This window comes from Prevotella intermedia ATCC 25611 = DSM 20706 (genome assembly GCF_001953955.1).
Lineage (GTDB): Bacteria > Bacteroidota > Bacteroidia > Bacteroidales > Bacteroidaceae > Prevotella > Prevotella intermedia.
The window spans coordinates 389,965-410,312 of the sequence record NZ_CP019300.1 but is presented as its reverse complement, the minus strand read 5'-3'; the positions used below and the strand labels follow the sequence as shown (position 1 = coordinate 410,312).

Here is a 20,348-nt window from a genome sequence, read left to right as displayed (position 1 = left end):
AATGAAGAAGATATTACTACTTTTGCTATTCGGTTTTACTTTCAATTGTACCTTCGCACAGAAAGCATTCTTCGACAAGTACGACGATAAGGAAGGAATATCAACGGCTTATATCTCGGCAACAATGCTGAAAATGATGGGCAATGTACAAGTGGGCAACAAAGACATAAGCCGCATTGCAAAGCGATTAGACCATATTCACGTGTTGGAATGCGAGCGTCCTTCGCTCATCAACAGTATAAAAAATGCTGCATTCGCTTATTACAAGCAAGCAAAGTACGCCGTCGTGATGAAAACGAAAAGCAATGGCGAAGATGTTACGATATACGAAAAGAAATACCAGAACGGCAAGAACGAGTACGTACTGCTGAATGTTGAACGCGACGAACTTACGATTGTGAACTTGTTGGGACGTGTATCGTTGGAAGAAATTCAAGGTATTGCAAAATGATGCTGTCGTTTTAAAGACACCATGAATTCCCTAAGAACAGGTGTAAATTACCCTTTCGCCTCTCATAGCATAAGTAAAAAGAAGGTAATAAAGGTGTAAATATTTTTCACAAGCGTTACCATTGTGTAACTATCTCATTTTTAAGGTATTATAAAACCTATTGTTTTGCGTTCCAAAAGCGTAGGTTTTGCACGGTAAAAGCGGCTGTTTTGCATTGCAAAAGAGCCGCTTTCGCAATGTCAAAGCGCAGTTATCACTTTTTAAGAGAATTTTCTTTACAAAACAGCGGCTGTTTTAGTATCAGTCGCAAGCGAAGAAAGAGAGCTGTCCCCTTTGATAAAGTCCCACTGAATCATAGTGTTTGATGTAATGGTTTAAGGAACGGTATTCTTAAAAAAACAAAAAATAGTCCATATATATAAGGTGTATGCAAAAAGTTTGCTTAATTTTGCGTCCTTGAATAATGTTACTAATGCTGATATGCAAGAAAACTTAGTTATAGTAGAGAGCCCTGCAAAGGCAAAGACAATAGAGAAGTTCTTGGGCGAAGACTTTAAGGTTATGTCGTCGTACGGACATATTCGTGATTTGAAAAAGAAAGAATTAAGTGTGGATTTAGACACTTTGGAAGCCAATTACGAAATTCCCGACGAGAAGAAGAAGGTTGTTTCAGAACTCAAGAAAAATGCTAAAGCCGCTAAAAAGGTTTGGTTGGCGTCCGATGAAGACCGCGAAGGAGAAGCCATAAGTTGGCACCTTTGCGAAGTTTTAGGGCTCGACGAGGAGAAAACGAGCCGTATCGTGTTCCACGAAATCACGAAATCAGCCATTCTTGCTGCTATCCAGAACCCACGTCGGTTGGATATGAACCTTGTAAACGCACAGCAGGCACGCCGTGTGTTAGACCGTTTGGTGGGTTTCCGCCTGTCTCCCGTGTTGTGGCGCAAGGTGAAACCAGCATTGAGTGCAGGTCGTGTGCAGAGTGTTGCCGTAAGATTGATAGTAGAACGCGAGCGCGAAATACAGGCGTTTAAGTCTGAACCCTATTACAGAGTGAATGCTATCTTTGCTGCAACCAGCGAAGACGGCACGAAAAACGAAGTGAAAGCAGAACTGAACAAGCGTTTTGCCACTCACGAAGAGGCTTTGGCATTCCTTGAGCAGTGTAAGAACGCATCGTTCCAAATATCTTCCATCGCCAAGAAACCGCTGAAACGAACTCCTGCTCCTCCGTTTACAACATCGACTTTGCAACAGGAAGCAGCACGCAAATTAGGCTTTACGGTAAGTCAGACGATGATGGTGGCACAGCGACTGTACGAAGCTGGACGCATCACCTATATGCGTACCGACAGCGTAAACCTGTCTAATCTTGCCGTCAGCACTGTAAAAAACGAAATAGAAACCCTTTATGGGGCAGAATATAGCAAGACTCGCAAGTACCATACCAGCAGCAAAGGTGCGCAGGAAGCCCACGAGGCTATTCGTCCTACCGATATGAGTGCGCACGGAATTGATGGTACGAGTCAGGAAAAGCGTCTTTACGACCTTATTTGGAAACGCACTGTGGCGTCTCAGATGGCAGATGCCAAGATTGATAAAACCACCGTATCCATCGGTATTTTAGATGCTGAAGGACGCGAATCGGACAAACTTCAGTTCGTAGCTACAGGCGAAGTCATCGCTTTTGACGGTTTCTTGAAAGTTTATCGCGAATCTACCGACGATGAAAACGAAACCGAAGACACATCTCACGCACTGCCCACTATGAGCGAAGGTCAGATGTTGGAGCGACGCAGCATTGTTTCTACCGAACGCTATTCTATGGGACCAAGCCGCTATACAGAAGCAAGTTTGGTGCATAAGCTCGAGGAATTGGGCATTGGTCGCCCATCAACATACGCTCCAACCATTTCAACCATTCAGCAACGCGAGTATGTTCAGAAGGGCGATAAGAAGGGCGAAGAGCGCATATACGTGGTAGACACCTTGCAGGCGTTGAAGATTACCTCAAAGAACAAGAAAGAAATGGTGGGTGCCGATAAGGGAAAGCTCATTCCAACCGACATTGGCATTGTGGTAAACGACTTCCTGATGGAGAACTTCCCCGACATTATGGACTACAATTTCACTGCTAAGGTGGAACAGGAGTTCGATAAGATTTCGGAAGGAAAGGCGACTTGGAATGCTGCAATGAAAGAGTTTTACAAGCGTTTCGACCCAGAAGTGGAAGCCGTAATGAATGCACGGTCGGAGCATAAGGCAGGCGAACGCGAGCTGGGCATCGACCCTAAGACCAACAAACCTGTATTTGTAAAGATTGGTCGCTTTGGTCCTGTTGTGCAGATTGGTACTGCCGACGACACCGATAAGCCTCGTTTTGCGCAGATTCCAGCCGATAAGAGTATGGAAACACTTACGCTCGACGACGCATTGGAACTGTTCAAGCTGCCACGTACTATCGGACAGTTTGAGGAAACCGACGTTGTGATAGGCGCAGGACGTTTCGGCCCTTACATAATGCACAACAAAAAGTACGTCTCGCTGCCGAAAGACGAAGACCCGCTTACGGTTTCGCTCGACACAGCTATAAAGTTGATAGAGTCAAAGCGTCTCCAAGATGCGCAGCGACACCTGAAACAGTTTGACGAAGACCCTAAGTTGGAAGTGATGAACGGTCGTTACGGCCCTTACATTGCATACGACGGAAAGAACTACCGCATACCAAAGGCAATGCACGAGAAGGCTTCCGAACTTACCTACGAAGAGTGTCAGGACATTATAAAGAACGCGCCCGAACCCAAGGCAAGGCGCGGACGCAAATAAACAAACATACTGCTGCCTTTCCTTAACGGGGAAGGCAGAATGGTGAAGAATGGCGGAGAACCTACAAAACAATCCGAAACGAATTATCATAATAGGCTATATGGGCGCGGGGAAGACCACGCTCGGTAGGGCATTGTCCAAGATTCTGGGCTTTCCGTTCTACGATTTGGATTGGTACATAGAGACCCGAATGCGCAAAACCATAGCACAGATATTCGGAGAACGGGGCGAAGAGGGGTTCAGAACCATAGAGCGCAATATGCTGCACGAAGTTGCAGAGTTTGAAAACGTCATTATCTCTTGCGGTGGAGGCACTCCTTGTTTCTTCGATAATATGGACTATCTGAACCAACAGGGCGAAACGGTATATCTGAAGGCTACAACCGACATTATCTGCAAGCATCTTAATATGAGCAAGAATGTTCGTCCACTGCTGATAGGGAAGTCGTCCGACGAGGTCAAAGCCTTTGTAGATGAACAGATAAGCAAGCGTAATGCTTTCTATATGAAGGCAAAGCACATTCTCGAAGTGCATTTGATGGACAATCGCGAAAAGGTAAATACGATGGCAGAACAGCTTATTGCGATGACAGGAATAAGCAAAAAGACTTAACAGAGAATAGAGAAAAATAATAAACAACAATACGATTTCATTATCGGGAGCGAAATCCGACCGCACCATAACGGCGCAAAGGCTCTCTATAAACACAACAGATAGGTTATGAAAAAATGGACTATTGAAGATTCGAAGGAACTTTACAACATCAATGGTTGGGGTACTTCTTACTTTGGTATCAACGAAGCTGGGCACGTTTACGTTACACCGTGCAAGGATAATACAGAGTTGGACTTGTGCGAAATAATGGACGAGTTGGTCTTGCGCGATGTTACGCCTCCCGTTTTGCTTCGTTTCCCCGATATTCTCGACAATCGTATCGAGAAAACATCGTCTTGTTTCGATATTGCAAGGAAGGAATACAATTACGAAGGCGAAAATTTCATCATCTATCCTATCAAGGTGAACCAGATGCAACCTGTCGTTGATGAGATTATTTCGCACGGTCGGAAGTTCAATCTCGGCTTGGAAGCTGGTTCAAAGCCTGAATTGCACGCCGTTATAGCTGTGCAGTGCCAGAGCGATTCGCCCATTATCTGCAACGGATACAAAGACCAAAGCTATATAGAACTTGCGCTCTTGGCTCAGAAAATGGGCAAGCGTATCTTCATTGTGGTAGAGAAACTGAACGAAATAGATATTATTGCGAAAGCTGCCAAGAAGCTTAATGTAATGCCAAACATAGGTATTCGTATTAAACTGGCGACCACTGGCTCAGGCAAATGGGCTGAAAGTGGTGGCGACGCATCGAAGTTCGGCCTCACGGCATCGGAGCTTTTGCAGGCTCTTGATAAGCTCGACGAGAAAGGAATGCACGATTGTCTGCGCCTTATCCACTTCCATATCGGTTCGCAAATTACGAAAATACGCCGTATTCAAACCGCTCTCACCGAAGCTGCGCAATACTATGCCAATCTTAAAAAGATGGGTTACAATGTCGATTTCGTAGATTGTGGCGGTGGATTGGGCGTCGATTACGATGGAACGCGTTCATCAAGCAGCGAGAGTTCTGTGAATTACAGCATTCAAGAGTACGTGAACGACTGTGTTTCTACCTTCGTAGACGCATCGAACAAGCACGGAATACCACACCCGAACATCATTACCGAAAGCGGTCGTAGCGTTGCAGCCCACCATTCCATACTTGTCATCAACGTTTTGGAAACAGCTTCGCTCCCCGAAATGTCGGAAGAATTTGAGGCAAAGGATACCGACCACCAGCTTGTACGTGAGCTTTATAAGATTTGGGACAACATAAACTCGCGCAATATGCTTGAAGACTGGCACGATGCGGAGCAGATACGCGAAGAGTCTTTAGAGCTTTTCTCGCACGGATTGGTAGATTTGAAAACCCGTGCCGAAATAGAAGCAATGTATTGGAGCGTTTGCCACGAGATAAACATACTGGCAAAAAGTATGAAGCACGTACCCGACGAACTGCGAAACTTAGACAAACTGCTCGCCGACAAGTATTTCTGCAACTTCTCGCTCTTCCAATCGCTCCCCGATAGTTGGGCTATCGACCAGCTTTTCCCCGTTATGCCTATCCAGCGATTGAACGAACGCCCTACACGAAAAGCCACTTTACAGGACATTACCTGCGACAGCGACGGCAAAATCTCAAATTTTGTAACGGGAGGACGTACCGGACACGTGTTGCCTGTGCACTCGCTGCGCCGCAACGAGCCTTACTATCTTGGCGTTTTCCTTGTTGGTGCCTACCAAGAAATACTCGGCGACTTGCACAATCTTTTCGGCGACACCAATGCCGTGCACCTTTCAGTGAAAGACGGTAGCTACCACATCGACCAAATCATCGATGGCGAAACTGTGGAAGAGGTACTCGAATATGTTCAATACAATCCGAAGAAACTCGTCCGTCAGCTCGAAATATGGGTAACAAAGAGCGTTAAGCAAGGAAAAATCTCGCTCGAAGAGGGCAAGGAATTCCTTAGCAACTACCGCAGCGGACTTTACGGCTACACCTATTTGGAGTAAAAACTCCAACATAGGTGCATTGGCGCAAGGTGCCAACTATTGTTTCTTTCGGCAGGAAAGAGTATTCAGGTTCTTAACGAAGGTTAAAATATAGCCTTTTTACACTTGTTCTTGTAACTTCTACCCCAACTAATTCGTCATACAAACAGAGAGTATGAAAAAAGTGAGTTTCCGAAACGATGTGTTACCGCTGAAGAATCAACTCTTCAGACTTGCCCTCCGCATAACTCTCAGCAGGGAAGAAGCAGAGGACATAGTGCAGGACACGATGATAAAAGTTTGGGACAAACGCTACGAATGGAGCAATATCGACTCCATAGAAGCCTACAGCTTGCGGATATGTAGAAACCTTTCGCTCGACAGGCTGAAGAAGCGAGACAACCAAAACGACTCTTTCGAGGAGGAACAACTCGACACAGTGCATACTTCCACTCCGCAAGACCGCTTGATAGACCAAGACAGGCTGCGTGTAGTAAAGGAAATTGTAGACTCTCTGCCCGAAAAACAACGCTCCTGTATGCAGTTGCGCGACTTTGAAGGCAAGCAATACAAAGAAATTGCCGACATCTTAGGCATTACGGAAGAACAGGTAAAGGTAAACATTTTCCGTGCCCGCCAAGCGGTAAAACAAAGATTTCAGAAAATAGAACAATATGGATTATAAGTACATAGAACAGTTAATGGAGCGTTATTGGCGCTGCGAAACATCTCTTCAAGAGGAAGAGATATTGCGCTTGTTCTTCTCTCAAGGAGAAGTTCCTACCAATTTGCTGCCTTATAAGGACTTGTTCGGCTACGCACAAGAACAGAAGGCAACCGACAAACTGGGCGATGACTTTGACCAAAAGATACTCGAAATGGTGAACGAAGACCAACCTGTAAAGGCTCGTGTCATCACAATGCGCAAACGCTTGACGCCATTGTTCAAGGCAGCAGCGGTTGTAGCCATTCTGCTGACACTTCAGAATGCGTTGCAGGAAACATTCACCAACACTACGCCTACTGCTCAACAGCCTGTTGAAATGTCGAACACGGTCAAGGCACCTAAAGGTTCCGCAGTAGCAAAAGCCGACTCTGCAAAGGTAGATTCAACCCAAAAGGTCAGCGCAATCACTGAAACAGAGTACAATTAAATAAGAATATCATTTGATGCTTTCTCTATAAAACAAATCATTTTCTAATAAAACAAGTACGAAGCTGTGAAGTTTCATATCTCAAATTTTTTAAGACAATAGAACAAAAGCCGACATCTTTGGGTGTCGGCTTTTTATTTTTTTATTGCTTTAACCCTGCCTTTCCGAATACGAAAAACTGGCGTAATGGACATTTGGTAGGCTGGTAATTCCAGCCTACTTTTTTATATTCAGAAACCCATCTATGAACTTCTTTTTCTTAACGTGAGTTCGATATAAGAAAGTTGTTTTAAAAGTTGTAGGAGTGGAATATTTTTTTTGTACCTTTATACCTGTAAACCAAATAGTTACAAACAAATACCCACTCCTATGACTGATACAAATTTAATAGAAATATTCTGTATATTCGACGATTTTTGCAAGTATTTTACTCCTGAGTTGAAAAAACATACGCTTCAAGTACCCGGCAAGCGGCACCGTAACCGTGCTTCCCGTATGTCGGACAGTGAAATCATGACCATTCTGGTTCTGTTCCATACCCACCGCTTCCGAGACCTCAAGTCCTTCTACTTAGGATATATCTGCCAGCATATGCGTGGAGACTTCCCACATCGGATTTCCTACAACCGCTTCGTCGAGCGACAAGCACAGGTCGCACTGCACCTGTTGCTGTTTCTCCAGACATGTGCACTGGGCAAGTGTTCAGGCATGTCCATCATTGATTCCACACCACTGGCTTCCTGCCACATCAAGCGTGAGAGGCAGCACAGGACCATGAGGGGCTGGGCGGCAAAGGGAAAGTGCACCATGGGCTGGTTCTACGGCTTCAAGCTACATCTTGTCATCAATGACAAGGGAGAGATTATCCAGTGGAAGCTCACGCCAGGCAACATAGATGACAGGGAGCCATTGAAGGATAAACGCTTCACCGACAGGTTGTTTGGAAAACTCTTTGCAGACAGGGGGTATATCAGTCAGAACCTCTTTGAGATGCTCTTTGTGGACAATATACATTTGGTGACCAAGATAAAGAAGAACATGAAGAACTCCCTGATGAGCCTGTATGATAAGTTGTTGCTCAGAAAGCGTTCTGTGATAGAGACGGTGAACGATGAACTGAAGAATGTATGTCAGATAGAACACACCAGACATCGCTCTTTTGATAACTTTGCAACAAATCTGATAGCAGGACTCATTGCATACAATCTGTTGCCAAAGAAGCCAGAAATGAACATAGAAATAATTGATAAAAGCAGAATAATTGCATAGAGCTTATATCGAACTCACGTTTTTATTAACCTCCTTCATTCCATTATGATTACGCAGTGCCTTTTTAAGTTGTGAGTTGAATCCTTCCAATAGAATTGTTGTATTGGGTATCTCTAATTCAGGATATTCTTCATACGTATATAGCCATTTAAGGTGTGTCTTTACCGAACGCCTTGCACTTCTCAGCCTTCTATGTGTATAGGTGGTCTTGCCTGAGATCAGTAGAGTTCGTTCATCAAGGAACTCTTTCCATTCGTCACACCATTTATCAAAGCCTGATGTGAATTCTTTTTTCCCGATAGAGAACATGCTTCTCATTAATGCCAGCAGCTCGATGCCTGCTGGCAAATGCGGATTGTTGGTAAGAAGCCTCCTGACTATCTGCAACTGATGGAATTGACACATCTGTACAGGGCAGGATGTTACAGCTTGTAAAAGCCCGACATGCCCATCACACACCATTGCCTTTATCCGAGTTCCACCCTCCTCAATGCATCTGAGTCCCTCAAGGTATTCCTTGTTGGTCTCGTTCCTGACAAACCTGCGATGAAGCATCCTGCCTGATGCGGCATCTTGAAAGAGCATCACACAAAGGTCTTGGAGAAGTAGGTCGTGTCCAGTATTATTGTCGCAGATTCAGGATAGATGGGAGTGAAGCTGTCTGCCACAGAATTTAGCCTACGGCGTATGGTTCTTTCTGAACATTTGTGAAGAGTGGAAAGCTCAGAAATAGTTCGTTTCTCGGTCAGATAGTCATTCCATAAACAAACATTGTCTATACGATGACCACTTTGAAATTGCCTGCCACAATCCCTGCAAAAGTACATCTGGACATTACGCCGATGACCATTCTTTTTAACATTTGAACTGTTACAGAATATACAGTTTTTTTATTCATAAGCTTTCAAATGCTGCAAAGGTAATAAATAAAGGACATTTAAGAGGTTTCAGCCTACCAAATGTCCATTACGCCGAAAAACTGTTTGGATGCTTGTTCTTCCTTGCTTACAAAACTTGTTGCGTAGGCGAAAAACAAACGATGATGGTGTAAATATTTTTCACAAGCATATCTATTGCATAAATGCTTTATTATCAACGCATTGCAAAACAACAAGTTTTGTAATTTTGCACTTGCTGGTTGACTCTACGCCGAAACAGAAACTCAATTTTGAGACACCAAAATGCGAGTTCTACAGAAAAATATAATAATTTTACGCGAGTTCGGGTTAAGAATGTCCTTGTAAAAGTTGGAAATCTCATTAGTTTTTTGTAACTTTATATTTGTAAATCAATAACTTACAAAACAACCAAGCGATGATTACCAAAGACAAAGTTACGGAAATATTCTGTATTATTGATGAGTTTGACAAGAATTTGAATGTTGTACTGAGTAAAAACCTATGTTTACCGTCCTATAACAGCAATGGAAAACGTTGCAGGAATCGTAAGGGAAGGCTTTCTGAGAGTGAAATCATGACAATCCTTGTGTGCTATCACTTCGGTACATATCGTAATTTCAAGGAGTATTATCAGAACTGTATCCGTGGCTGGCTCAGGCATGAATTCCCTGCTGCCGTCTCCTATAACCGTTTTGTGAAACTCATGCCCCGTGTGTTCCTCAAGATGATGTTGTTCATGAAGCTCCATGCCTTCGGCAGGTGTACGGGCATAACGTTCGTTGACAGCACGATGATTCCTGTATGTCACAATGTAAGACGGCATTTCAATAAGGTGTTTGCTGGTCTTGCCAAGAACGGAAAGGGTACCATGGGCTGGTGTCATGGATTCAAGCTGCATCTGCTCTGCAATGATTCCGGTGAAGTCATAACGTTCTGTCTTACAGGGGCAAACGTAGATGACAGGGATAGGAGAGTGTGGTCGGTATTTGCAAAGGTTCTCTATGGAAAGGTATTTGCTGACAGAGGATACATCAAACAGGAACTCTTCGAGAGTCTGTTCAGTCAAGGTATCGGGCTCGTTCATGGACTTAAAGCAAGAATGAAGAATAAGCTTATGCCTGTATGGGACAAGATTATGATGAGAAAAAGATACATCATCGAGTGCATTAATGAACTGCTAAAGAACAAAGCTAACCTCGTACACTCACGACACCGCTCGGTACATAACTTTATCATGAACTTATGTTCTGCACTTACGGCATATTGCTTTTATGAGAACGTGAGTTCGATATAAGCTCTATGCAATTATCCTGCTTTTATCAATTATCTCTATGTTCATTTCTGGCTTCTTTGGCAACAGATTGTATGCAATGATTCCTGCTATCAGATTTGTTGCAAAGTTATCAAAAGAGCGATGTCTGGTGTGTTCTATCTGACACACATTCTTCAGTTCATCGTTCACCGTCTCTATCACAGAACGCTTTCTGAGCAACAACTTATCATACAGGCTCATCAGGGAGTTCTTCATGTTCTTCTTTATCTTGGTCACCAAATGTATATTGTCCACAAAGAGCATCTCAAAGAGGTTCTGACTGATATACCCCCTGTCTGCGAAGAGTTTTCCAAACAACCTCTCGGTGAAGCGTTTATCCTTCAATGGTTCCCTGTCATCTACGTTTCCTGGCGTGAGCTTCCACTGGATAATCTCTCCCTTGTCATTGATGACAAGATGTAGCTTGAAGCCGTAGAACCAGCCCATGGTGCACTTTCCCTTTGCCGCCCAGCCCCTCATGGTCCTGTGCTGCCGCTCACGCTTGATGTGGCAGGAAGACAGTGGTGTGGAATCAATGATGGATATGCCTGAACACTTGCCCAGTGCACATGTCTGGAGAAACAGCAACAGGTGCAGTGCGACCTGTGCTTGACGCTCGATGAAGCGGTTGTAGGAAATCCGATGTGGGAAGTCTCCACGCATATGCTGGCAGATATAGCCTAAGTAGAAGGACTTGAGGTCTCGGAAGCGGTGAGTCTGTTTTGCATAGCAATAATGTATTTTTTCAATAAAAGTTTGTTTATTTTCAATAAAATGTTTAACTTTGCAAACATTATGTAATCAATGACTAAGGATAATATGGGTAAACCATAGTTTGAAAGAATTTCATCTTTATTTAAGTATTAAGAGTAGTCCAATGGTAAGTATGGACAAAATTAGCTTGAGGGTAAGATTAATCACGTTAAATGATAAATATGAGAAAAATTAGATTTTTATTATTACCATTGCTGCTCATGGCAATACCCCAAAGCCTTTGGGCTTACACAGTCCATGAGATTGTTTCGTTCGATAATGGTAATACCTACTACAAAGTTCTTGTGCCAGAAAAGGAAAACGCTTCTTTAATGTTTTTGGGCACAAAAATAACTGGAGCGTTGAAGATTCCTGCTACGATAAACGATAATAAGGGAACAACTTTCAAGGTTACCGAGGTGGGTTTCCAAAGTGGTTATACTTCTTTTGGGGTTACCTCTGTAAAATTGCCTGAAACCATTATAAAGTTAAACAATGATTGTTTCAAGGGTGCGAAACTCACCGAAATAAACATTCCCAAAAGTGTAACACAAATATTAGAAACGGCATGGTCGGCGGTGGAAGAGGTTCCCAAGTGTACTGTTGAGTCTGGTCATACCGTATTTGAGTCTGATGACAAAGGCGCACTCTATACGAAAGGCAAAAAAGAACTTCGTTGCGTTCCATCAAAAGTAATGGAGGGAAATTCAACTGGCACTTATACGGTTGACGGCGAAGTGGAAAGAATTTGCGTCAATGCTTTTCACGGCATTACCAATCTTACGAAGATAGTGCTACCTAAGAATTTGAAAGACGTACAAGAGAAATACCCTTCTATTGTTGTTTCTACCAACTTGGTAGAATTTGAGATGCCTGCTGGTGGTACAACAAACTATAGAGTCGAAGATGGCGTACTGTTCAATGACGTTACGAAAACGTTGGTTTGCTATCCAAGAGCAAAAACTACTGCGGCTTACCAGGTTCCAGCTGACATCAAGAGGATTGCTGTATTTGCAATAATGCTTAATCTACATATGACTTCTCTTGATTTGAATAATGTGGAAACAATGGAAGTATCTGCACTTTACAAACCACAGAAGCTCGAGACGATTACGATACCTAAGACCCTCTTAAAAGGGACTGGAACAACTGGATTAAAAGAAGGAGCCTTTGAGGAGTGTTCAAAACTTAAAGAATACAAGGTGCATTCAGACAATCCTGACTTTACTGACGAAGCAGGCGTCCTCTTTTCTAAAAACAAGGATATCCTCTATTTCTATCCACCTGCTAAGGACGGAGAAAAGTACAATATCCCAACAACTGTTAAGGAGTTAGCACAGAAAGCCTTCCAAGGGGCAAACAAACTTAAATCAATGGATATTCCTAACACAGTGGAAACCATCGGTGTGGAAGCTTTCCGTAATATGAAAGAACTTGTTACTGTTAATTTTCAAACCCCTTCTAAAGTTAAAGAACTCAAAGCCGATGTGTTCCGAGCTTGCGATAAATTGAAAGAAGTGGTTTTGCCAGCTTCTATTACCGAGATTGCTGCTGCCTTCTACGAATGTGGGGAGTTAGAGAAAATCACAATTCCTGAAGGTTCGAAGCTGAAGACAATCAAAGCCTCTGCATTTGCGACAAATAAGAAACTCAAGAATTTCAATATTGAGGGTAGCTGCGATTTGGAAACCATTGAGTCTAATGCCTTTGCCAATGCCGAGAAACTTGAATCATTCAACTTCCCCAAGTCAGTGAAGAATATAGAACTTAATGCTTTCAGTGGTTGTAAGAATATGACCACCGTGAAGTTTCATGATGATGCAGATATTGAAAAAATTGGCGCAGGTGCCTTTGCCGACTGTGGTTTGACAAGTATCAGCATACCTAAGAAGGTGAAGACCATCGAACGCGAAGCTTTCCGTAGCTGTAAGGTTCTCAACAAGATTGATGTAACCGAGTTCACAACCAAGATAGACCCTGAAGCGTTTAAGTATTGCGACAACCTGACAGATATCAATGTAAGCAAGAAGAATGAAGTATACTCAAGCGTAGACGGCTACTTGCTGTCAAAAGACAAGAAAGAACTTCGTATCTTCCCTCCTGGAAAGGCGAACAGCAATTTCACATTGCTCCCTCCATCTATAGTGAAGATTGGAAATTACGCTTTCTTCGATTGTACCAAACTTACCAATGTTACAATTCCTAACAAGGTAACTACAATTGGTGAACGTGCTTTCGGTCTCTGCAAGAACTTGAATACTATTACCTTCCTCTGCGATAAGATGATTAATCCGAACAACATCAATCAGTCGAAGAATACAATGTCGTTCGACGATGGTTCTCAGGCTCCTGAAATGTTCAAGAACATCACCATTAACGTTCGCAAGGAACTCTATAGCCAATATAATGCCGAAGCTTTCTACAAGAAGTTTAAAGGCATAGGACAGTCGTTCACCGAAGGTCGTGAGGAATATATCGCTGTGTCAGACAACGCCGTAGATATGCTCAGCACGAAACGCGAAGACCACACCTTTGTGTTGCCTACAAGTATCAAGCATGAAGGCAAGACTTACAACGTGAGCCTGATAGGTGATTACGCTTTCGAAGGTCTAAGCGAGAAAGTTCAGGAAGTAGTGGTGAGAAAAGATGTCAAGTACATTGGTGCCAAGGCTTTCATCACCAGCAAAGACAAAAATAAGCTCGAGAGCACTGTGAAGAGCGTGTTCTTCATCGAGAGCAATCCTACCAAGGAGATGTTGAGTACCACTCGCTTCGAGTTAGACGAAACAGGAACTAACTACAGCGAGTTTGCACCAACAACCACAATATATGTAAAGAAGTCAGCGCTCGATACCTATAAGGAAAAGTGGGCTAAGACTGTCTACAACAAAGATACCGATAAGGAGGAAACGAGTAAATTCAACTTCACCTCACAAATTGATTACCAAATTAAGGACGTGAAGATCAGTTACAAGTACGGAACGTTTGCTCGTGAGTTTGACGTAGACTTCAACATCTACAGCAGAGAAAAGAGTACTGCTAAAATAGGTGCCTTCGTTGCTAAGTTGGGCGAAGTGAAGCCAGGCAATGGTGACTATGGAACCTCTACTTACCACATCAGAATGTCAAGTGTAGATGTGAACGGCGTTGGCAACGGTAACTTTGGCTATGTGCCTGCTTATACAGGCGTATTGCTTAAGGCTCTCGACAACGAAACCACACCAAGCGACTTCTACTACGCTATCGGTGAGGACGATGACAAGAACTACACCATTGCCAACAACATTATGCATGGTGTTACTGTAAATCCTCGCAATGTAGGGGCATCAACAGTCGACGAGGTTATCTATGTAATGCAGAAAGGTATCTTTAAAAAGGCTATGGCTAGCACCGTTTCTATCCCTGTACACAAGGCTTATGCCAAGATAGAAGGAATGCCTGCTGGTTCTAAGGTAGAGTTCTCTTTCTCTGACGATAACACTACAAATGCCATTGTAACGATTGATGCAGAAGAGAAGAACGCCGACAATGCTTACTACAACCTCAATGGTCAGCGTGTTAACAAGCCACAGCAGGGTATTTATATCCATAAAGGAAAGAAAATAGTAATCAGATAAAAATACGAAGACAATGGAAAAGAAAATATATGTAGTGCCAAAGACCATTAAGAATCGCTTGGCAATAGAGAACTTAATGTTAACAGCTAGTCCTGGCGTAGGTGGAGACTATGACCCTAACGAAGAAATAGGTAGCAAGGAATTCGATTTCTTCGAAGAAGAAGGAAGCGAAATAGGAGAGAAAGTCGGCAACCAATCACATTGGGACTATTAAAAATCCGCTTCAATAAGATTGGAACGAGATATTTTATTTTGAAAATATGTACCTTGTGAAGGGTGCATAAAGAATAAAATATTATATGATAATTGAATTAGGGGACACAGAACAGTGTCCCCTAATTTTTAGCTATTAAAACAAATGACAGACGCAAGAGAACAATTCTACAAAGTGATGAAGCAAGAGAAAAGAAACAAACTGTTAGAAAAATATTTCTTATATCTACTTATCTTTCTCTCTTGATATGCTTTGTTTGTACGTATTTCTACCTTTTCGATAATAGACTTTGGGGAAGCTCTATTGAATTTTCGTAAATAGAAACACATCTGTTGGCCATTACTTACTGATGTTAGCTTGGCATAAGAAAGCTGGTTAAATAAGCAATCCTATAGATATTCTTTTAAGCAACCTCTCAATAAGAAAGTGCGAGCTTTTCTGTCCAGATCTGTAAAAATAATTCTCTTAAAAAGTGATAACTGCGCTTTGACATTGCGAAAACGGTTGTTTTGCAACGCAAAACCTACGCTTTTACCGTGCAAAACAACCGCTTTTGGAATGCAAAACAATAGGTTTTGTAATACACTGGTGGTGAGAATGTTACGCAGTAATTATACTTATGAAAATTTCTTACACTTCTATCACCTACTTTCAACCTATGTTGCAAAGGGGCACAGGCAAAATAAAGTGGCTTTATTCGTCAGCTCCCTTCATACGGGCAGCCAATTGGAAAATTGCTGGAACGAAGATACAGAGCGAGAAGAACAAGCCTAAATACATCGTTTTCTCGCTGCCGTGGAAGAAGTCGATGAGCTTTCCGTCTTCCATATCGGGCATTAGGTGGAACATAATGTAAGCAGTGCTGTTATTCACCCAGTGCAACACAATTCCAGGAAGTACGCTACGAGTGCGCACGTACAGCCAACCTAAGACTATTCCAATGACGAACGCGTGTGTGCCTTGTGCCAAATTTCCATGTATCACGGCAAAGAGTAAAGCCGTTAAGGCTATGGCTGGCCATCTGCCTTTTCTGCCGAAAACATCGAGCAAAACACGCAATATAGCACCACGGAATATTAACTCTTCGGCAATAGGGGCAAGTATGCCTATCACAAGGTAGCCAAGCGGTTGTTTCATAATGCCCGAGAAGAGCTGCACCATGTCCTCTGACACCGTAATTTGTACCTTTTCGTAGATAAACTGTGCAGGAAGAATGAGACCTAAAGCAAGCATCGCCGTCCAAAACAATACACCCCAAGGTTTTGAATGAAGATAAGAGCGGGAAATAGGCGACCACTCTTTCTTGATAAAAAGAAGAATAATGGTAATGCTTGAAAGTAAATAAGAAATCACAATTACATCGGCGTATTGCCCCGCCTGCATGTCTTCTGCTACTTCGCTAAAGTCTATACCCTTCAAATAAGCGTAGATACCAATGGCGGAAAACTGGAAGATGAACTGTATAACGAAGAATAATGAAACGAAAAGAGCGACATATAACAGGCTCTTTAAAATGCTTTTTTGCTCCATAGTTGTTTCTCTTATTATTTATTTCTATTGTTTTTCTAAAATAGTTTTTATCTGTTGTTCGTCCAACTGCATTTGTTCTGCAAGTGCATCTAAGGTTGGAAACTTCCTATCGGAGCGCACACGACTGATAAAACTAACCTGTATCGTTTGGTCGTATAAGTTGTCAGAGAAGTCAAAAATGTGCACTTCCACCGATAAATCTGTGCCGTTGAAAGTGGGTCGGGTACCAATATTGAGCATTCCTCCATACTCTTTCTCATTGTTTGCAATACGAACACGCACGGCATAGACACCCATTGTGGGAAGCAGCTTTTCGGTTTCGCATATATTTATATTGGCAGTTGGATAACCTAACTTGCGTCCGTTCCGATAGCCACCGACAACCTTGCCACGCAACGAATAGGGAATGCCCAAACACCGAGTGGCTTCTTCCATATTGCCCGCTTCGATAAATCGGCGGATAACCGAAGAACTTACATTGAAATCGCCCATGGAAAGGGCTGTATTTTGGAACACTTCAATACCTATTTCTTTGCCAAAAAGTACGTAATCATCGAAAGTTTCGCTTCTGTTATGTCCAAAACGATTGTCGTAACCCATCATTAATTTACACACGTTGAGTTGCTTATGAAGTACGGTTTCCATAAACTGCTTCGATGTAAGTTGCGACAAAGCCTTGTCAAAATGAAGTACAACAATATGGTTGGCTGCTGTTTGTTCAAGCTTCTCTAATTTCTCGTCGAGTGTAGATAACATTTTGGGTTGGTAGTCGCTCTGCAAAACCTGGCGAGGGTGGCGGTCGAAAGTTATCACCATCGATTCTAAACCATCTTGCTTTGCCATTTCAGCAAGTCGATTGATAAGAAACTGATGACCGAGATGCACACCATCGAAAAAGCCTATCGTGGCAACTGACGGTTTCTCCAACCTCAATTTATCAGTACTTATATCTTTAAGAAATATTGTTTTCATTTTATAAAACGCTTCCTATCTAAGTCCGCAAGCATTCGTTCAAAACGTATTGTGCAAGTGTGAAATGCTCTACAAAGGCATAAAACAGACTAACGAATTGCAGTGCAAAGATACACCAAATAGCCCAAAACTATGCCTTGCAGTACGCAAAATGTGTTAAAACGCTTAAAAATATCCCCTCACCATACACGTTTTCCCAATTTATTCATTACCTTTGCAGCCGTATTCAACGAATACTGGACTTGTAGCTCAGTTGGTTAGAGCAACAGACTCATAATCTGGAGGTCCCTGGTTCAAGCCCAGGCTGGTCCACGTTGAAAATCAGTAACTTAGAAGAAATTCAAGTTACTGATTTTTCTTTTCGGGAAAACAATGGAAAAACACAGCCATTTTGATAACTCCATGATTTTTTGTTAAACTTGGCATCATATCAGCACAAGTAAAATATGTAAACGAGGTCTCGCAGAGTATCAAAATTGCGATGGGAAAACAGTTGGGAAAACATTTTTCCCATCTTCTTAGTCTTTTCACTCCATATTTCTGTCCACTCATAATGTCCCCTATCATTTGACACAGAAAACTCAGTTTTCGGTGTGAATAGCTATGCTTATTTGTGAATTACTGTAAAAATACCATACAGAAAAAACTTGCTCAGTTTTTGGCCAATAGCAGTCATAATTATTCACCGACTTAAACAGACCACCTTTGCCTACGAATTCCAAACCACGGGAGTTCAACGATGGTTCATGAACCGACAACATAAGTTTAATCGGAATGTCAGGAAGTACAACTGGCGGACTAAAAAAGAATTATGTATGACAAGACTCGTTACAATAGAGCAGTTGCTCGAAAAGCCTATCTGCATGATGTCAGGAGAGGAATTTGTTCTACTTCTCCAGAACGCAGAAAAGAAACCGGCAAAGGTATCTGCCGAGGTGGTACCAGAGAGACACTATGAACATGGTATCGCTGGCATTGCCAAAATTTTCGGTTGCAGCATACCCACTGCTAACAGAATCAAGAAAAGCGGTGTGATTGATTCTGCTATCACTCAAGTGGGTCGTAAGATTGTCGTTGACTCCGAGTTGGCATTGAGCCTTGCGAAGGAAGCCGGAACGTTCAAGGTCTAAGTCGAGAATCAAATATTAAAAGGTATGACGTACATTGATTATATGAACCAGTTTTGGCGTGTAGCATCAGTTTGTTCGTTTCCTGCAAGTGAAGTGGCGTTATATGCATTACTGGTAAACAAATGTAATGTTCGCTACTGGAACATGCCAGTGCCATGCTCTACATTATATATATGTGAGACGCTTCGCATGTCAAAGCAGACTGTTATAACTGCTAGAAAGCATCTTGCTGAGAAGGGGCTTATAAAATTCTCTAATGGGAAATCACGTTTTCTACCGTCTGAATATTTCCTACTTGAATTGACGGCTAACATGACGCATGACTTGACGCTTAATAATAAAGATAAAGACAAAGAATATTTTAAACCTCAAACTCCAAATTCTTATTATGATTCAAGTACCATCAAAAATAGACGTAGAGCGGTTGAAGTCCATACTGCTTCAGCGAAGGACTATGAAACCACGTTTTAGGCTATCTATGTCAGCAGAACAGGCATACGATTGTCTGCTTGCTGCAATTATGGCAGAAGTGGAGTTTCGCCACCGCAGTTTCTATGAGAACGATCATGCCAAGTCGCAATTGCGACAGGTGGCTAACTGGTTGACGAGTAGCAGTAGTAAGTTTGGTATACTGTTATGTGGCGAATGCGGTAACGGGAAAAGCACTTTGCTCAAAGCATTCCAGCAGCTGCTGAACTATCTCGCCATTCCAAATCCTAATGGCCAAGGCAATTATGGCATTCAAATTACTGACTCAAAATATATTGCTTATCTTGGCAGAACGGACTATCCAGCATTCATCAGACTCTCTCAAAAGGACATGCTTGGCATTGATGATCTTGGCACCGAACCGCAAGAGGTTATGGATTTTGGCAACGTGGTGACTCCAGTCATAGACTTGCTGACAAAGAGATATGATGAACAACTGTTCACAATCATTACTACCAATCTTACTCCAAAACAGATTCGTAAGTGTTATGGTGATCGAATAGCCGACAGACTCAATGAAATGGTAGAGAAAATTGTATTCAACAATGGTACTTATCGTGCAGACAAATCTTAAAATTAAATTTATATGGATAAGGAAAAGGTTCATTATTGCTTCACGTTGTCCGAGGAACAACTGGAGTATCTACGCAGTAAGAAGTACAAGATTGATCGCATGGAATACTTTATGTCGCTTGTAGTTCTCGCTGAACGAGAAACTAAACTTGTATCACTGAGTAAGCCCCAACAGGTTGAAATCTTGCCCGGCCAAGTGATGGTTGACAATACCCAACTTGCCAAACTTTGGGATAAAGACCGCAAGACGGTGCCAAAGCTATTAGAGCTAATGGAGTCTCTGGGTATTTCTTCTTCGCAGAAGATTGGAGAAAACCGCATCCATACACTTCATTCTCTTTCGGGCTGGTATGTGGATGACAGGTTTGTCAAGAATCCGTTTGCATTAAGAAGGGATGCCAATGGCTCTGAAATCGTTCGTGTGGATGTTCCCCCTGCAAGGGTCATCACAACTGAGGTAGCTGATGGCATCATCAAGGGTAAGGATGGTTCTGGCTTGGATGGCTAAAATTCCCAAGAAGGAAACATGGGCAAGATTTCGTCAGCCGACGCTCATGTGTCCCATC

The 20,348-nt window shown here is 42.6% G+C and carries 17 protein-coding genes, 1 tRNA gene and 3 pseudogenes; 15 read left to right on the top strand and 6 right to left on the bottom strand.

Annotation, left to right across the window (positions count from 1 at the left end; translation table 11 throughout):
- Window position 1 precedes the first annotated feature (1 nt).
- The 7 genes from BWX39_RS01800 to BWX39_RS01770 all read left to right on the top strand — a co-directional run bounded on the left by BWX39_RS01800 (window position 2) and on the right by BWX39_RS01770 (window position 8,293).
- On the top strand, window positions 2-451 hold the full coding sequence (locus BWX39_RS01800) for a DUF4252 domain-containing protein (protein WP_028906034.1): 450 nt from the start codon (window positions 2-4) through the stop codon (window positions 449-451).
- A 480-nt stretch (window positions 452-931) separates the two neighbouring features.
- Window positions 932-3,277: a type I DNA topoisomerase gene (gene topA, locus BWX39_RS01795; RefSeq protein WP_028906033.1), complete on the top strand. Its 2,346-nt coding sequence runs from the start codon at window positions 932-934 to the stop codon at window positions 3,275-3,277.
- 49 nt (window positions 3,278-3,326) lie between these two features.
- Entirely contained in the window at window positions 3,327-3,890 is a 564-nt protein-coding gene (locus tag BWX39_RS01790) for a shikimate kinase (protein ID WP_028906032.1), read from the top strand.
- A 108-nt stretch (window positions 3,891-3,998) separates the two neighbouring features.
- Window positions 3,999-5,891, top strand: a complete 1,893-nt coding sequence (gene speA / locus BWX39_RS01785) for a biosynthetic arginine decarboxylase (protein WP_028906031.1) — start codon at window positions 3,999-4,001, stop codon at window positions 5,889-5,891.
- 154 nt (window positions 5,892-6,045) lie between these two features.
- Entirely contained in the window at window positions 6,046-6,555 is a 510-nt protein-coding gene (locus tag BWX39_RS01780) for an RNA polymerase sigma factor (RefSeq protein WP_014709080.1), read from the top strand.
- The gene (locus tag BWX39_RS01775; RefSeq protein WP_028906030.1) at window positions 6,545-7,024 is read left to right on the top strand and encodes a hypothetical protein; all 480 of its coding nucleotides are present in this window, start codon (window positions 6,545-6,547) and stop codon (window positions 7,022-7,024) included. The genes BWX39_RS01780 and BWX39_RS01775 overlap by 11 nt, the downstream gene beginning before the upstream one ends.
- A 369-nt stretch (window positions 7,025-7,393) precedes the next feature.
- A complete protein-coding gene (locus BWX39_RS01770) occupies window positions 7,394-8,293 on the top strand; it encodes an IS982 family transposase (RefSeq protein WP_076123182.1) in 900 nt (299 codons plus the stop codon).
- Window positions 8,294-8,296: 3 nt separating this feature from the next.
- Here the strand turns inward: BWX39_RS01770 and BWX39_RS01765 are convergent.
- A pseudogene (locus BWX39_RS01765) lies at window positions 8,297-9,120 on the bottom strand (IS256 family transposase, variant Zn-binding type).
- 6 nt (window positions 9,121-9,126) lie between these two features.
- Window positions 9,127-9,174 (bottom strand): annotated as a pseudogene (locus BWX39_RS12855) (hypothetical protein); the annotation flags it as partial.
- 433 nt (window positions 9,175-9,607) lie between these two features.
- On the opposite strand from BWX39_RS12855, the gene BWX39_RS01755 reads away from it, so the two are divergent.
- Window positions 9,608-10,486 carry an IS982 family transposase gene (locus BWX39_RS01755; RefSeq protein ID WP_076123179.1) on the top strand — a complete coding sequence of 293 codons (879 nt, stop codon included), beginning with the start codon at window positions 9,608-9,610 and terminating at the stop codon, window positions 10,484-10,486.
- 3 nt (window positions 10,487-10,489) lie between these two features.
- Here the strand turns inward: BWX39_RS01755 and BWX39_RS01750 are convergent.
- Window positions 10,490-11,221: pseudogene (locus BWX39_RS01750) on the bottom strand (IS982 family transposase); the annotation flags it as partial.
- Between the two features lie 218 nt (window positions 11,222-11,439).
- On the opposite strand from BWX39_RS01750, the gene BWX39_RS01745 reads away from it, so the two are divergent.
- A complete protein-coding gene (locus BWX39_RS01745; RefSeq protein ID WP_036887550.1) occupies window positions 11,440-14,874 on the top strand; it encodes a leucine-rich repeat domain-containing protein in 3,435 nt (1,144 codons plus the stop codon).
- 13 nt (window positions 14,875-14,887) lie between these two features.
- The gene (locus BWX39_RS01740) at window positions 14,888-15,088 is read left to right on the top strand and encodes a hypothetical protein (protein ID WP_028906064.1); all 201 of its coding nucleotides are present in this window, start codon (window positions 14,888-14,890) and stop codon (window positions 15,086-15,088) included.
- A gap of 389 nt (window positions 15,089-15,477) precedes the next feature.
- On the opposite strand, the gene BWX39_RS12330 is transcribed toward BWX39_RS01740, so the two are convergent.
- The 3 genes from BWX39_RS12330 to BWX39_RS01725 all read right to left on the bottom strand — a co-directional run bounded on the left by BWX39_RS12330 (window position 15,478) and on the right by BWX39_RS01725 (window position 17,590).
- Complete coding sequence (locus BWX39_RS12330; RefSeq protein WP_076123175.1) at window positions 15,478-15,696, bottom strand: hypothetical protein; 219 nt, start codon at window positions 15,694-15,696, stop codon at window positions 15,478-15,480.
- 85 nt (window positions 15,697-15,781) lie between these two features.
- Complete coding sequence (locus BWX39_RS01730; RefSeq protein WP_028906065.1) at window positions 15,782-16,618, bottom strand: CPBP family intramembrane glutamic endopeptidase; 837 nt, start codon at window positions 16,616-16,618, stop codon at window positions 15,782-15,784.
- A 24-nt stretch (window positions 16,619-16,642) separates the two neighbouring features.
- Window positions 16,643-17,590, bottom strand: a complete 948-nt coding sequence (locus tag BWX39_RS01725) for a bifunctional riboflavin kinase/FAD synthetase (protein ID WP_028906066.1) — start codon at window positions 17,588-17,590, stop codon at window positions 16,643-16,645.
- Between the two features lie 238 nt (window positions 17,591-17,828).
- Between BWX39_RS01725 and BWX39_RS01720 the strand changes: the two genes are divergently transcribed.
- From BWX39_RS01720 to BWX39_RS11985, 5 genes are all read left to right on the top strand, one after another.
- Window positions 17,829-17,902, top strand: a tRNA-Ile gene (locus BWX39_RS01720).
- Window positions 17,903-18,405: 503 nt separating this feature from the next.
- Entirely contained in the window at window positions 18,406-18,720 is a 315-nt protein-coding gene (locus BWX39_RS01715; RefSeq protein ID WP_028906067.1) for a DUF3853 family protein, read from the top strand.
- A gap of 24 nt (window positions 18,721-18,744) precedes the next feature.
- On the top strand, window positions 18,745-19,191 hold the full coding sequence (locus tag BWX39_RS12090) for a helix-turn-helix domain-containing protein (RefSeq protein WP_154654563.1): 447 nt from the start codon (window positions 18,745-18,747) through the stop codon (window positions 19,189-19,191).
- 7 nt (window positions 19,192-19,198) lie between these two features.
- Window positions 19,199-19,783 carry a P-loop NTPase family protein gene (locus BWX39_RS01705; RefSeq protein WP_036860780.1) on the top strand — a complete coding sequence of 195 codons (585 nt, stop codon included), beginning with the start codon at window positions 19,199-19,201 and terminating at the stop codon, window positions 19,781-19,783.
- A 12-nt stretch (window positions 19,784-19,795) separates the two neighbouring features.
- The gene (locus BWX39_RS11985; protein ID WP_099046231.1) at window positions 19,796-20,290 is read left to right on the top strand and encodes a hypothetical protein; all 495 of its coding nucleotides are present in this window, start codon (window positions 19,796-19,798) and stop codon (window positions 20,288-20,290) included.
- Window positions 20,291-20,348: the final 58 nt, after the last annotated feature.

Bases quoted from the DNA above. Each gene is read 5' to 3' on its own strand.
- BWX39_RS01800 (WP_028906034.1), top strand. From the start codon at position 2: ATGAAGAAGATATTACTACTTTTGCTATTCGGTTTTACTTTCAATTGT.
- topA (WP_028906033.1), top strand. From the start codon at position 932: ATGCAAGAAAACTTAGTTATAGTAGAGAGCCCTGCAAAGGCAAAGACA.
- BWX39_RS01790 (WP_028906032.1), top strand. From the start codon at position 3,327: ATGGCGGAGAACCTACAAAACAATCCGAAACGAATTATCATAATAGGC.
- speA (WP_028906031.1), top strand. From the start codon at position 3,999: ATGAAAAAATGGACTATTGAAGATTCGAAGGAACTTTACAACATCAAT.
- BWX39_RS01780 (WP_014709080.1), top strand. From the start codon at position 6,046: ATGAAAAAAGTGAGTTTCCGAAACGATGTGTTACCGCTGAAGAATCAA.
- BWX39_RS01775 (WP_028906030.1), top strand. From the start codon at position 6,545: ATGGATTATAAGTACATAGAACAGTTAATGGAGCGTTATTGGCGCTGC.
- BWX39_RS01770 (WP_076123182.1), top strand. From the start codon at position 7,394: ATGACTGATACAAATTTAATAGAAATATTCTGTATATTCGACGATTTT.
- BWX39_RS01755 (WP_076123179.1), top strand. From the start codon at position 9,608: ATGATTACCAAAGACAAAGTTACGGAAATATTCTGTATTATTGATGAG.
- BWX39_RS01745 (WP_036887550.1), top strand. From the start codon at position 11,440: ATGAGAAAAATTAGATTTTTATTATTACCATTGCTGCTCATGGCAATA.
- BWX39_RS01740 (WP_028906064.1), top strand. From the start codon at position 14,888: ATGGAAAAGAAAATATATGTAGTGCCAAAGACCATTAAGAATCGCTTG.
- BWX39_RS01730 (WP_028906065.1), bottom strand. From the start codon at position 16,618: ATGGAGCAAAAAAGCATTTTAAAGAGCCTGTTATATGTCGCTCTTTTC.
- BWX39_RS01725 (WP_028906066.1), bottom strand. From the start codon at position 17,590: ATGAAAACAATATTTCTTAAAGATATAAGTACTGATAAATTGAGGTTG.
- BWX39_RS01715 (WP_028906067.1), top strand. From the start codon at position 18,406: ATGACAAGACTCGTTACAATAGAGCAGTTGCTCGAAAAGCCTATCTGC.
- BWX39_RS12090 (WP_154654563.1), top strand. From the start codon at position 18,745: ATGACGTACATTGATTATATGAACCAGTTTTGGCGTGTAGCATCAGTT.
- BWX39_RS01705 (WP_036860780.1), top strand. From the start codon at position 19,199: ATGTCAGCAGAACAGGCATACGATTGTCTGCTTGCTGCAATTATGGCA.
- BWX39_RS11985 (WP_099046231.1), top strand. From the start codon at position 19,796: ATGGATAAGGAAAAGGTTCATTATTGCTTCACGTTGTCCGAGGAACAA.